The sequence below is a fragment of the Amycolatopsis ponsaeliensis genome (assembly GCF_030182635.1).
Taxonomy (GTDB): Bacteria; Actinomycetota; Actinomycetes; order Mycobacteriales; family Pseudonocardiaceae; genus Amycolatopsis; species Amycolatopsis ponsaeliensis.
Genome location: NZ_JAPZLD010000009.1, coordinates 192097 through 204636, shown reverse-complemented (window position 1 = coordinate 204636; position 12540 = coordinate 192097). Strand labels below are relative to the sequence as shown.

At 70.1% G+C, this 12540-nt stretch carries 13 protein-coding genes; 3 read left to right on the top strand and 10 right to left on the bottom strand.

Features of this window, described 5'->3' with window-relative positions; translation table 11 throughout:
- Positions 1–37: 37 nt before the first annotated feature.
- The 4 genes from QQ657_RS16070 to QQ657_RS16055 all read right to left on the bottom strand — a co-directional run bounded on the left by QQ657_RS16070 (position 38) and on the right by QQ657_RS16055 (position 4775).
- Positions 38–823, bottom strand: coding sequence for a carbohydrate ABC transporter permease (locus QQ657_RS16070; RefSeq protein WP_284743019.1), 786 nt, complete (start codon positions 821–823; stop codon positions 38–40).
- Positions 824–852: 29 nt separating this feature from the next.
- On the bottom strand, positions 853–1749 hold the full coding sequence (locus QQ657_RS16065) for a carbohydrate ABC transporter permease (protein WP_284742940.1): 897 nt from the start codon (positions 1747–1749) through the stop codon (positions 853–855).
- Positions 1746–3044: an ABC transporter substrate-binding protein gene (locus tag QQ657_RS16060; RefSeq protein ID WP_284742939.1), complete on the bottom strand. Its 1299-nt coding sequence runs from the start codon at positions 3042–3044 to the stop codon at positions 1746–1748. Before QQ657_RS16060 ends, QQ657_RS16065 begins: the two co-directional genes overlap by 4 nt.
- A 102-nt stretch (positions 3045–3146) precedes the next feature.
- On the bottom strand, positions 3147–4775 hold the full coding sequence (locus QQ657_RS16055; protein ID WP_284742938.1) for a long-chain fatty acid--CoA ligase: 1629 nt from the start codon (positions 4773–4775) through the stop codon (positions 3147–3149).
- Between the two features lie 444 nt (positions 4776–5219).
- Between QQ657_RS16055 and mihF the strand changes: the two genes are divergently transcribed.
- Positions 5220–5531, top strand: coding sequence for an integration host factor, actinobacterial type (gene mihF / locus QQ657_RS16050; protein WP_026468624.1), 312 nt, complete (start codon positions 5220–5222; stop codon positions 5529–5531).
- Between the two features lie 82 nt (positions 5532–5613).
- On the top strand, positions 5614–6768 hold the full coding sequence (locus QQ657_RS16045) for an isochorismate synthase (protein ID WP_284742937.1): 1155 nt from the start codon (positions 5614–5616) through the stop codon (positions 6766–6768).
- A gap of 91 nt (positions 6769–6859) precedes the next feature.
- Here QQ657_RS16045 and QQ657_RS16040 read toward each other — a convergent pair whose 3' ends face one another.
- Positions 6860–7180: a DUF6247 family protein gene (locus QQ657_RS16040; protein ID WP_284742936.1), complete on the bottom strand. Its 321-nt coding sequence runs from the start codon at positions 7178–7180 to the stop codon at positions 6860–6862.
- Between the two features lie 8 nt (positions 7181–7188).
- Positions 7189–7881, bottom strand: coding sequence for a 4'-phosphopantetheinyl transferase family protein (locus QQ657_RS16035; RefSeq protein ID WP_284742935.1), 693 nt, complete (start codon positions 7879–7881; stop codon positions 7189–7191).
- Positions 7882–8010: 129 nt separating this feature from the next.
- Between QQ657_RS16035 and QQ657_RS16030 the strand changes: the two genes are divergently transcribed.
- Positions 8011–9180, top strand: coding sequence for an acyl-CoA dehydrogenase family protein (locus QQ657_RS16030; protein WP_086680388.1), 1170 nt, complete (start codon positions 8011–8013; stop codon positions 9178–9180).
- Positions 9181–9246: 66 nt separating this feature from the next.
- On the opposite strand, the gene QQ657_RS16025 is transcribed toward QQ657_RS16030, so the two are convergent.
- From QQ657_RS16025 to QQ657_RS16010, 4 genes are read right to left on the bottom strand one after another with little or no spacing between them, the layout of a single operon-like run.
- Positions 9247–9567 carry a hypothetical protein gene (locus QQ657_RS16025; protein ID WP_284742934.1) on the bottom strand — a complete coding sequence of 107 codons (321 nt, stop codon included), beginning with the start codon at positions 9565–9567 and terminating at the stop codon, positions 9247–9249.
- Between the two features lie 58 nt (positions 9568–9625).
- Entirely contained in the window at positions 9626–10267 is a 642-nt protein-coding gene (locus QQ657_RS16020; RefSeq protein ID WP_284742933.1) for a TetR/AcrR family transcriptional regulator, read from the bottom strand.
- Positions 10258–11781 (bottom strand): ATP-dependent acyl-CoA ligase, encoded by a 1524-nt coding sequence (locus tag QQ657_RS16015; protein WP_284742932.1) that lies wholly within the window; start codon positions 11779–11781, stop codon positions 10258–10260. The genes QQ657_RS16020 and QQ657_RS16015 overlap by 10 nt, the downstream gene beginning before the upstream one ends.
- Entirely contained in the window at positions 11778–12515 is a 738-nt protein-coding gene (locus QQ657_RS16010) for an enoyl-CoA hydratase/isomerase family protein (RefSeq protein ID WP_284742931.1), read from the bottom strand. Before QQ657_RS16010 ends, QQ657_RS16015 begins: the two co-directional genes overlap by 4 nt.
- Positions 12516–12540: the final 25 nt, after the last annotated feature.

Here is a 12540-nt window from a genome sequence, read left to right as displayed (position 1 = left end):
CGAGACAACCCCGGAGTCGGCCGTGCCCCACTGCTTGTTACGAGCCGCCCAAACCGGACTCCGTCACCCCGCGCACCAGGTAGCGCTGCAGGAACGCGAAGAGCAGCACGATCGGCAGGATCGACACCGCCGCCGCCAGGAACAGCAGGTTCAGCTGCGGGTTCTGCGCCGTCAGCAAACCCGACAGCGCCACCTGGACGGTCCACGAGTCGGGGGACTGGGCGATGATCAGCGGCCACAGGAACGCGTTCCAGCTGCCGATCACCGAGATCACCGCGATCGCCGCGAAGAAGCCCCGCGAGTTCGGCACCACGATCCGCCAGAACACGCCCCAGCGCGTCAGCCCGTCCACCCGCCCGGCCTCCTCCAGCTCGCGCGGGAAGTCCAGGAAGTACTGCCGGAACAGGAACACGCTGAACGCGCTGAACAGCCCGGGGATCACCAGTCCGCGGAAGTCCGACAGCCAGCCGAGCGTCGAGACCACCACGAAGCTCGGCACGAACGTCACCGACGTCGGGATCATCAGCGTCGCCAGCACTGCGTAGAAAACGATCTTGGAGTGCCGGTAGGGGATTCGCGCCAGGCCGTAGCCCGCCAGCGAGCAGACCGCCAGGAGGCCGGCCGTCTGCAGCACCGCCACGATCGCCGAGTTCAGCAGGCTGCGTGCGAAGGGGACGTCGTCGAGGGAGAACAGCTTCGAGAAGTTCTCCCAGTGCGCGGTGGCCGGGAAGAACGTCCACTGTGGAGCGGTGATCTCGGCCCGCGACGCCAGGCCGTTGCGCACCAGCAGGTAGAACGGCAGCAGGAACAGCACCGCCGCCACCGTCAGCGACGTCCACCGGAAGAAGGCCTTCACGACACCCGCCCGAAGCGGAAGACCCGGCCCTGCAGCAAGGTCACCAGCGCGATGATCAGCGCCAGGATCACCGCGCCCGCGCTGCCGCGGCCGAGGTCCTGGCCGCCCGAGCCCAGCGACGTGTAGTACAGGTACACCAGCGGCGGCCGGGCGAACGGCGGATAGCCGCGGGAGTCGCCCATGATGTTGTAGAACTCGTCGAACGCCTGGTAGGCGTTGATCAGGTTCAGCAGCAGCACCGCCACGGCCGTCGCGCGCAGCTGCGGCAGCGTGATGTAGCGGAACACCTGCCACCCCGGCTTCGCGCCGTCGAGCCAGGCCGCTTCGTACAGGTGGTGCGGGATCCGCTGCAGCGCCGCGATGAACAGGATCATGTAGAACCCGAGCTGCAGCCACAGCCGCGCGGTCACCAGCACGATCCAGTACAGCGGCGGGTGGACCGTGCCCGTCCAGGCCACCGGGTCCGCGCCGAACAACCCCAGCACCGTGTTCGCCAGCCCGTACCGGACACCGGAGAACAGCGACGTCTTCCAGATCAGCGACGCCACCACGTACGAACACGCGAACGGCAGGAAGAACACCGACCGGAAGAACGCCCGCGCGAACCGCAGCCGGTTGACGCCGAGCGCGAGCGCCAGCGAGAGGACGAACGTCAGCGGCACGATGAACACCGCGAACGCGCTGAACGTCCCCAGGCTCGACAGGAACGGCTCGTCGGTGAGCATGTGCCCGTAGTTGTCCAGCCCGACGAAGTCCGTCGGGCTCACCGTGTTGCGCGCGTCGAAGAACGACAGGTACGCGCTCCAGCCGATCGGCAGGTACGCGAAGACCGCGAGCCCCAGCAGGAACGGCCCGACGAACAGCCAGAACGCGCGCGCGTCGCGCCCTTTCATCCGAACAGGCGCTTGAGCTCGGACTTCGCCACCTCGACCGCTGTTTTGGTCTGCGCGACCGGGTCCGCCCCCTCCTTCGCGATCTTCGCGACCGCGTCGGACAACGCCGTGTTCGACTGCTGAGTCCACACCGGACCGCCGACGAGGTGGCTGTTCTCCTTGACGAACTTCGCGGCGTCGGCGGCCGGGCCCGTCTTGAGGCTGTCCGCGCGGTCGGTGAGGCTCTGGCGCGCCGGGACGTGGAAGCCGAACTTCGTCGCGAACTCCAGCTGGTCGTCGGTCTTGTCGATCCACAGCCACTTCACGAACGCCTTGGCCTCGGCGACGTGCTCGCTCTTGGCGTTCACCATCGCGCCGTACGCACCGACCGGCACCGACGGCGCGCCGCTGCCGTCCAGCCGCGGGAACGGCAGCACGCCGAAGTCGTCGTCGAGCGCGTCACGGATCTTCGGCACGTTCCACAGCCCGGTCCACTGCATCGCCGCGAGCCCGTCGACGAACGCGCCGGGGTCCGACCAGTCGGAGGGTGCGCCGAGCAGCAGCGAGCCGTTGGCGTTGAGGGTGTGCAGCTTGGCCAGTGCGGTCGCCGCGCGCGGGTCGTCGAAGCCGACCTCGCGGTTGCCGTTCTTCAGGTAGTCGAGGCCGGCCGACCACAGCAGCGGCCCGGTGAGCACGCCGACGCCGCCGTCGTTGCCCGCGAAGAAGCCCTTGACGCCGTCCTTGGAGAGCTTGGCGGCCGCGTCGATCAGCTCGTCGACCGTCTGCGGCGGCTGCACGCCCGCGCCCTGCAGCAGGCTCTTGCGGTAGAAGAGCACCTGCGTGTCGATGGCCTGCGGGATGCCGTAGACCTTGCCCTCGACGGTCTGCGCGGCGAGCACGGCCGGGCTGAAGTCGCCCTTGACCGGGGCGATGACGTCGTCGAGCGACACGACCTGGTTCTGCCGCACCCAGTCGATCTTGACCTGCGCCTCGAAGACGTCCGGCACCTTGCTGTTCTGCAGCGCGGTGACGATCTTCGAGTCGTAGTCACCCGGGTTCCACTGGACGTTGACCGTCGCACCCGGGTACGTCGCGGCGTAGCGCTTGACCGCTTCCTGGACGCCGTCTTCGCCGTACGCGTGGTACCACTGCTGGAGCGTGACCTTGGGCGCGTCCGACGGCGGTGGGCCCGCCGAGTACGCCGTCGACGGCGGCGGGGTGCCCTGCCGCCCGGTGTTCGACCCGCACGCGGCCGCCACCGCGCCGACCGCGCCCGCTCCCGCGAGCGCGAGAAAGCTCCGCCTGTTTCGCTGCATCCCCAGTACTCCTCCGCGTACGTCCGTGAATGCCACATCGAGGGACACAGAGTCCCCCAAAGTGGCATTCACGGAACCTTAGGCACGCCGGAGATTTACCCGTTAGAGCTGTGCGATGTCGAGCTTTCCCTCGGAGTAGGACGCGCGGATCCGCTTCTTGTCGAACTTGCCGACGCTCGTCTTGGGCACTTCGTCCACGAACGTCCAGTTCTCCGGCAGCTGCCACTTCGCGACCTTGTCGCTGAGGAACTCGCGCAGCTCCTCGGGCGTGGCCGTCTGGCCCTCCTTGAGCACGACGGCGACCAGCGGCCGCTCGTCCCACTTCTCGTCCGGGATGCCGACGACCGCGGCCTCGGCCACCGCCGGGTGCCCCATGACCTGGTTCTCCAGGTCGACCGAGGAGATCCACTCGCCGCCGGACTTGATGACGTCCTTGGCGCGGTCGGTCAGCGTCAGGTAGCCGTCCGCGCTGACCTTGCCGACGTCGCCGGTGCGCAGCCAGCCGTCGTGGAACTTGTCCGGGTCGATATCGGCGCCGCCGTAGTAGGCCCCGGCGATCCACGGGCCGCGGACCTCCAGCTCGCCGACGGCCTCGTTGTCCCAGGGCAGCTCTTCTCCCGAGTCGCCGATCAGCCGGGCCGTCACCGCCGCCGGGAAGCGGCCCTGCGTGTAGCGGTAGCGCCAGGCCTCGTCGCCGGTCGCGGACGCCGGCGGGCGCGCGACGCTGCCCAGCGGTGACGTCTCCGTCATGCCCCAGGCGTGCAGGATCCGGACGTGGTGCCGCTCCTCGAACGCGTGCATCAGCGACGGCGGCACCGCCGACCCGCCGACGACGACCTCGCGCAGGTGCGAGATGTCCTGCGGGTTGGCTTCGAGGTGGGCGAGCAAGCCCTGCCAGACGGTCGGGACCGCGCCGGCGAACGTCGGCTTGACGTCGGCCAGCAGCGCGGCCAGCGGGGCGGGCTGGAGGAACCGGTCCGGCATCACCAGCGTCGCGCCGACCATCAGCGCCGCGTAGGGCAGGCCCCACGCCATCGCGTGGAACATCGGCACGATGGCCAGCGCCTTGTCGTGCTGGGCGAGGTTCATGCTGTCGCTCATGCAGACCTGCATCGAGTGCAGCCAGATCGACCGGTGCGAGTAGGCGACGCCCTTGGGGTCACCCGTCGTGCCCGAGGTGTAACACATCGCGGCCGCGGAGCGTTCGTCGATCTCCGGCCAGTCGAAGGTGTCCGGCTGGCCGGCCAGCAGCTCGGCGTAGGAGTGGACCTGGATGCCGTCGGGTGCCTGCAGCGACGCCGCGTCGCCGTTGGCCACGATGACGTGCCGGACCGTCTTGAACTCCGGCAGCTGCTTGGCCAGCAGCGGGACGAGGGTGCCGTCGACGATGACGACCTGGTCCTCGGCGTGGTTGGCCACGAAGACCAGCTGCTCGGGGAACAGCCGGATGTTCAGGGTGTGGAGCACGGCGCCCATCGCCGGGACGGCGAGGTAGGCCGCGAGGTGCTCGGCGTTGTTCCACATGAACGTGCCGACGCGCTGGTCGCCGGTGATGCCGAGGCTCCGGAGCGCGTTCGCGAGGCGGGCGGCGTTGCGGCCGAGTTCGCCGTAGGTCTCGCGACGGGCTTCTGAACCGGTCCAGGTGACGACTTCGCTCGCCGAGTGCACCGACGTGCCGTGGCGGAGCAGGTTCGCCAGCGACAGCTGGCCGTCCTGCATGGTGCTCAACATGGTCACTCCCGGGGGTGTTCGCCGGTGAACGGGGGTTGGGCCGACTCTAGTGCGGATCGGGTGAAGCGGGCATGGTCGACAACGGCTCCGTTCGGTCACGGTCGTCCCGCGATCGGGCGACGACCGAACGGTGATCAAGATCGACTATTTTTGCGCTTTTCGTTGTGAGCAACGAAATATGCGCCGAAACCCGGTGTAGTGGAGGCTTCACTTCCGGGTGAGGATGGCCACTCGGGACGGTTCTTGGGAGCGTTTCCGCAGGCCGGAGCGGGTTGCCCGGCATCACCTCCGAGGGTATTAAGTGCGTGTCGGTTGCACGGCCGAGAACCCGGTGGCGTTTACTGGGGCCGTGGTAAGAGACGGCTGGCCAGCGCTTGCAGGAGCAAGCGCACCGAAAAGCCGTCGGCCGCGAAAGCGGAGACCTGAGAGGAAAGGACTACTACGTTGGCTCTGCCTACGTTGACTCCGGAGCAGCGCGCCGATGCACTCGCCAAGGCGGCCGAGGCTCGCAAGGCGCGTTCGGAGCTGCTCGCGTCGATCAAGTCCGGCAAGGAGAGCATCGAAAAGGTGCTCAAGCAGGCCAAGGAGAACAAGACGATCGGGAAGACGAAGGTCACCCAGCTGCTGAAGGCCGTCCCCGGCCTCGGCGCGGTGAAGGTCGCCGCCCTGCTCGAGCAGGCCGGTATCGACCCGGACCGGCGCGCCGCCGGCCTGGGCGAGCGCCAGCGCGAGGCGCTCATCGACGCGCTGAAGTAGCCGTCACCGGAGCTCCCGCGAGGGGAGTGTCGCTCGTGACACTCCCCTCGCGGATCTCCCGAAGCCTGGGACGCTGGAGTCTGTGAGTGACACAGACCCGGTGATCCCGGCTAGCGACCTCGCCGCCCGCTATCAGCGAGGCGACTTCCTGTTCACGACGGCCGAGCGCGCGCTCCTCGCGCAGGGCACCATCCGGACCGTCACCGAGACGGACCCCCGCCGGCTCGCCTCGGTGATCCCCGGCGTCCTGGCCGCCACGGGTGCCCCGCTGGCCGTCGGTGTCCTCCCGTTCGACACCGGGCCCGACACGAAGGTGCCGGGCCACCTCGTCGTGCCCCGGACCGTCCACCGTTCCGAAGGGGCGCCTTCGCTGCCGCGTGAGGTCCTGCCGGCGCCCGTGCGGGTGCGTGCGGTGCCTTCTCCCGCTCAGCACATGGCGGCCGTCTCGGCGGCCGTCGAGGCGCTGGCTTCGCGTGATCTGCGCAAAGCCGTGCTGGCCCGGGCCCTGGACCTCGAGTTCGCCGCGCCGGTGTCGGCGGAGAGCATCGTGCGCAACCTGGCGGTCGGCAACCCCCGGCACTTCACGTACGCGGCCGAGCTGCCGGGCGGCCGGGCGCTGGTCGGCGCCACGCCCGAGCTGCTGCTGCGCCGCACCGGCCGCACGGTTTTTTCGTCGCCCCACGCGGGCTCGATGCCGCGCTCGGCCGACCCGGCGACCGACCGGGCCAACGGCGAGGCGCTGCGGACGTCGCGCAAGGACCAGCTGGAGCACGCCGTGGTGATCGACTACCTGGTCGAGGCGCTGCGGCCGTTCTGCCGGACGCTCGAGGTCCCGGCGGAGCCGGAGCTGGTCACGACCCCGGCGATCTGGCACCTGCGCACCCCGATCACGGGCGAGCTGGCCGACCCGGACATCACGGCCCTCGACCTGGCGGCGGCGCTGCACCCGACCCCGGCGATCTGCGGCACCCCGACCGAAGGAGCGCGCGAGCTGGTCCAGGAGCTGGAGCCGTTCGACCGCGACTACTACGCGGGAGCGGTCGGCTGGGTGGACGCCACGGGCGACGGAGAGTGGGCGGTGGCGATCCGCTGCGCGGAGATCGCGTCGACGTCGATGCGGCTGTATGCGGGGGGCGGGATTGTGCCGGCCTCGGACTCGCAGGCGGAACTGGACGAGACGACGGCGAAGTTCCGGACGCTGCTGGGCGCGATGGGTCTGGCGGACTTGCCGGTCTAGGGGGCCAGAGGACGCGAAGCAGGTCGACGCGGTTCTGCTCCTCCAGGATCAGGTAAGTGATCAGTCCTTCGCCATGCGGCCCGAAGGCGAGCTAGAGGCCGAGCTCCGACTTGAGGGAGTTCCACGATCGGCTGCCGGCGGGCGGCTCCCCGGAGCGCTGGGCGTGCTCGGCCGCCTGCGCCATGCGCCGGTGCGCGGCGGGGTCGTCCTGGGTGCTCCACGCGATCCGGCGCCACGACTCCAGCGTTTCGACGAGGTCCGTGAGGCTCAACGCCTCCCGAGCGACGTCGAGGGCGTGGCGGTAGTCCTGGTCGAACCGGGGCACGTCCTCGGGCAGCAGAGCAGCCCGGATGGCCGCCGGCGAAGCGCCGGTGGGATACCTCGGCTCACTCGTGCTCGCCGGTGTGGACATGTCGCCGATCATGGCCGCGGAACCCAGTGTTCCTCGGTCACCGACAGCTCGTCGGTGGTGAGCACCGCGATGGCCGCGCGATAGCCGTCCGAGGCCTTCAGGTCCACCAGTCGCGTGGTCGCCGGATCCAGCGCCGGGTCGCCCGACTCCAGTAGCCGGGCCGGTTCGTCGAAGCGGGAGAACGTGATGCTCTTCAGTGGGATGCGCAGGCCCTTGCCCGTGGCCTTCATCACGGCTTCCTTGCGCGTCCAGTAGACGAAGAACGCCGCCGCCTTCTCCTCCGGGCCGAGGCCCGCCAGGTGCGCCGTCTCGGCCGGGCTCAGCGCGTACTCGATCAAGCCGTCGTCGGCCTTGCGGCCGGCCGTCTCGACGTCCAGGCCCACCGGGACCGATGGGGTCGCCGCCACGCCGATCAGGTCGCCCGAGTGGGAGATCGACAGCGTCAGGTCCGCGCCCGGGACCCGGGGCCTGCCGTGCGGTTTGCCGCAGTCTTCGCAGGTCGCGTCGAACTTCACGGCCTCGGGGGTCGACCCCAGCCGCTCCGCCGCCACCGTCTTCGCCAGCACGCGGCCGGTGAGGAAGCGCCGCTTGTCCGCGTCCTGGCGGTACGCCTCGAAGCGGCCTTGTTCGACGTCGTCCAGCAGGCGCAGGAAACGCTCTTCGGCGGGCAGCGGGGACGACCAGCGGACCACGATCTCCATCACCCCTCCGATCCTTCCGGGCGGCGAAGCGGTTGTCACGAATTCGGGGACAGGTCTGGGGTAATCCCGCTCCCAGGAGGTACCCTCGTACTAAGCAAGCGCTTAGCCAGTGTCGGAGGAGCAGCTCGGATGGATTTCTCTCTCAGCACCGAAGAACGTGAAGTGCGCGACTGGGTCCGCACGTTCGTCCAGCGGGAGCTGATCCCGCTCGAGCAGGAAGTCCTCCGGCGCGAGCGCGCCCACCAGCCCGGGCTGACCGGCGAGGAGCTGAAGGACCTCCAGCTGAAGGCCAAGGAGTCCGGCTTCTGGGGCGTCTTCACGCCGGAGGAGTACGGCGGCATGGGCCTGTCCGCCGTCATGGCCGCGCTGCTCGAAGCCGAGCTCGGCCGGACCTTCGTGCCGTTCCGCTTCGGTGGCGCCGCGGACAACATCCTGTTCCACGCCAACGAGGAGCAGAAGCAGACCTACCTGCTGCCGACCATCTCGGGCGAGCGCAAGTCGTGCTTCGCGATCACCGAGCCGGGCGCCGGGTCGGACGCCAAGGCCATCCGGACCACCGCCCGCAAGGACGGCACCGACTGGATCATCAACGGCGAGAAGACCTTCATCACCGGTGGCAACGAAGCCGACTTCACGATGGTCTTCGCGATCACCGACCCGGAGAAGGGCGCGAACGGCGGCGTCACGTGCTTCCTCGTCGACCGCGAGGCCGGCTGGAAGTCCGAGTACATCGACACCATGGGCGAGTGGGGCCCGGCTTCGCTGATCTTCCAGGACGTCCGCGTCCCCGAGACGCAGATCCTCGGCGAGGAAGGCCGCGGCTTCGAGCTCGCCATGCAGTGGATCGGCCAGGGCCGCTACCTCCTGCCGGCGCGCGCGATCGGTTCGTGCGAGCGGCTGATCTCGATGGCCATCGAGCACGCCAACACCCGCGAGACGTTCGGGCAGAAGATCGCCGAGCGCCAGGCCATCCAGTGGATGATCGCCGACTCCGGCGTCGAGCTGGAAGCGCTGCGCTGGCTGGTGCTCAACGCCGCCTGGCAGGTCGACCAGGGCGTCGACTCGCGGCACGCGCAGTCGATGGCGAAGCTGTACGGCGGCCAGAAGGCCAACGAAATCGTCGACCGCGTCCTGCAGATCCACGGTGGCATGGGGTACACGCGGGAGCTGCCGGTCGAGCGGTGGTACCGCGAGCTGCGGCTGCTGCGCATCTACGAAGGCACCGACGAGATCCAGCGCCGCACCATCGCGCGCAACCTGCTCAAGGGGCACGTGAAGGTCGGCGGCGTGCTCGGCTGAGGTCCCCGGAAAGCGAACGAGGCCACCTCCCGGACGTCCGGGAGGTGGCCTCGGCAGCGCTTCGGGTTACTGCTTGTTGCGGATGGCGATCGGGACGCCGGCCAGGTCCTCTTCGTTGCACAGGAGCTTCACGTCGTAGTACGGCGAACCCTGGCGGTCGTCGTAGTCGAGGTGGATGGCGAGGACGTCGAGCGGCTCGCCCAGCCATTCCTGCGCCTGCCGTAGCCACTTGGAGCACCGCTCCAGGGCGGTGGGGAGATCGTCATCGCGGAACTCGACCGGGCGGTAGGGGACATCCTGCACCTGATCGCGGGGGTGTGCCGGCGCCGGGAGGCCCGGCGCGAGACCCGAGTCGTCCAGTTCCAGTTGGATCGTTTCCTCAGTCACCCTTCGAGCGTCCCCCACGCGCGCCGTCTGGGCAAGGCGTACACAGGTAAAAGCGCCGCTAAACGGACATGCCCCACTCTTTCGCGACGATTTCCCGGCAGCGTCGCAAGTCGGCTACGCCCGGCGAAGACGTGCAGCCCAGGGCCCTCGACGCCAGCTCCGCGTAGTGCTCGGCGAGCTGATCGAGAGCCAGCGGACCGCGCGGTGAATACCACCTCGCGACACCGCTGCACATCTCCAGCAGCGCCAGCCGGGTCACCGCCGGGTGTTCGGTGTGGAACACCCCGGCCGCGACGCCTTCGTCGATCGCCGCCGCCCACAGGTGTTCGTAGGCGTCCCGCAACGCCACCACCGGTTCGCGCGCGGCCGGCGACAGCACGTCGACTTCGTTGTCCACCACGCGGGTTTCCGCCGGGCCGACCGCGTGCGCGAGCACGTGCAGCGCGACCAGCGTGCGCAGCCGGTGCACCGGGTCCGCGCTGCCGGCCGTCGCTTCGCGGGCCGCGTCCAGGAGGCGGTTCAGCGCCGTGTGCATGATCTCCGCGAGCAGATCCTCCTTGGTGCCCATGTAGTGGTACAGGCTCGCCGAGGAGAGTTCCGCCTCCTGCGCCAGATCCCGGATGCCGGTGCCGTGGAACCCCTTGGTGGCGAACAGTTTCACCGCCGCCGCGCGGACGCGCTCCCGGCTCGTCACAGCCATGCTTCCGCCTTCGCGTCCCACGACCCGGCACGCGGGTCGGCCACCTTCCGCAGCTCGCCCTTGGCGACGCGCTCGGACGGCGTCATCGGCAGCCCGTCGGCGAACGCCCAGAAGCGCGGAACCTTGAAGTAGGCCAGCTTTTCCGAGCAGAACTCGACCAGGGACGCCGGTTCCGGACGCTCGCCGTCGCACACGACGTACGCCTTGATCTCCTCGCCGCGCAGTTCGTCGGGCACCGCGACGACGGCCGCCAGCCGCACCGCCGGGTGCAGCAGCAGCGCGCGTTCGACCTCGTCGGCGGAGACGTTCTCGCCGCTGCGGCGGATCATGTCCTTCGTGCGCCCGATGTAGTACACGCGGCCGGCGTCGTCCATGCGGGCGAGGTCGCCGGTGTGGAACCAGCCGTCGCGGAACGCCTTCGCCGTCGCTTCGGGGTCGTCGTGGTAGCCGTGCATCAGCCCGATCCCGCGGATCAGCAGCTCGCCGGTTTCCCCGCGTGGCAACGGTTTCCCGTCTTCTCCGGCGATCATCGCCTCGCGGTCGCGGCTCGGCCGGCCGATGCAGCCGGTGCCGACGGTCTCGTCGTGGTCGGCCGCCGCCATCCGGATGTCGCCGCCGGTCTCGGTCATCCCGAACGCCTCGTACCACGGCACGCCCCAGCGCGCCTCCAGTTCGGCGTGCAGCTCGTGCGGGATCGCGGACGCGCAGATCGCGCGGACGCGATGATCGCGGTCGGCCTCCGACGGCTCCTGCCGCAGCAGCAGCGTCGGCATCAGGCCCAGGCAGTAGAACCAGGTGACGCCGTGTTCGCGGACCCTCGCCCAGAACGTGCTGGGGTGGAAGCGGTCCAGCACGACGAGCGTGGCGCCGGCGGCGAGGCCCAGCGCGACGTTCCACTGTGGATCGATGTAGTGGAACGGCTGCGCGGTCAGCAGCACGTCGTCCTCGCCGACGGCCGGGAAGTCGGTGGCGAGGCCGACGGCCAGGGTCGTCCAGTACCGGTTCGGCAGGACGCAGCCCTTGGGCGCGCCGGTGGTGCCGGAGGTGTACTGGATGTTCACCGGGAGTTCGGGCACCGGCGTGAACTCCGGCGGCGCGGCGTCGGTGCGGAGCCGGTCCGGGGTGACGACCTCGGTCAGCCCGATGCGGCCGAGGAGGTCGGTGAACTCCGGTGCGGCGACAGCCAGTTTCGCGCCGGAGTGGCGGAGGACGTGGGCGCCGTCGAACTCGCGGTAGTTCGTGTTGACCGGCACCAGCCGCGCGCCGATCTTGGCCAGCGCCAGCCAGATCAGCGGGAACTCGGGCTGGTTGCGCAGCATCACCGCGACCCGGTCGCCGGGGCCGATGCCGCGTTCGGTCAGCGCCGCGGCGAACCCGTCGCTGAGGCGGTCGACGTCGGTGAAGGTGAACCGCTCGCCGGTCTCGTCGAAGATCCAGGCGGTGCGCAGCGGCCACAGCTCGGCGGCGCGCGTGACGAGCCGGCCCAGGGTGCCGATTTCGGCCAGCGGCGTCACGTCCGGCTCCGGAAGGCCTCCGTGGACGCGGCGACCGCGGCCGAGGTTTCGGTGATGAGGGCGTGGCTGACCTCGAGCTCGAGCGCGGGCTCGAGGTCCGTGGTCGCGTCGAGGACGCGCTTCGCCATCGCGGCGGCCGCCGGCGGGTGCTCGGCGATCCGCTTCGCCCAGCTGAGCGCCTCGGCCTGGAGCTGCTCGGCCGGCACGGCGGCGTTGACCATGCCCAGCTCCGCGGCCTTCCGGCCGTCGAAGCGCTCGCCGAGCAGCAGGAGCTCCTTCGCCTTGAGTGGGCCGACGAGCAGCGGGAGCAGCCGCGACGCCGCGCCGGTGACGCTCAGGCCCAGCGAGACCTCGGGGAACGCGAAGACGGCGTCCTCGGCGGCCAGGATCAGGTCGCAGCCGAGCGCGAACTCGGCGCCGGCACCGATCGCGTAGCCGTGCACCGCGGCGATCACCGGCTGACGCAGCGCGCGCAGGCGTCGCGTGACGTCCTGGAGCCGGTCGAGCCGCGCCCGGGAGTCCCCCGCGGGGGTGGGTTCCTTGAGGTCGTGGCCGGCGCAGAAGGCGCGGCCGGTGCCGGACAGCACGACGACGCGGGCGTCGCTGCGCGCGGCGGCGTCGAGGGCGGCCAGGAAGTCGTCGACCAGGACGGCGGCGACCGCGTTCAGCCGCTCGGGCCGGTTCAGCCGGATCTGCGCGATGCCGTCCTCGACGGCGAACTCCACGGTGGGCATGCGGCCGATGCTAGACGGTCGATCG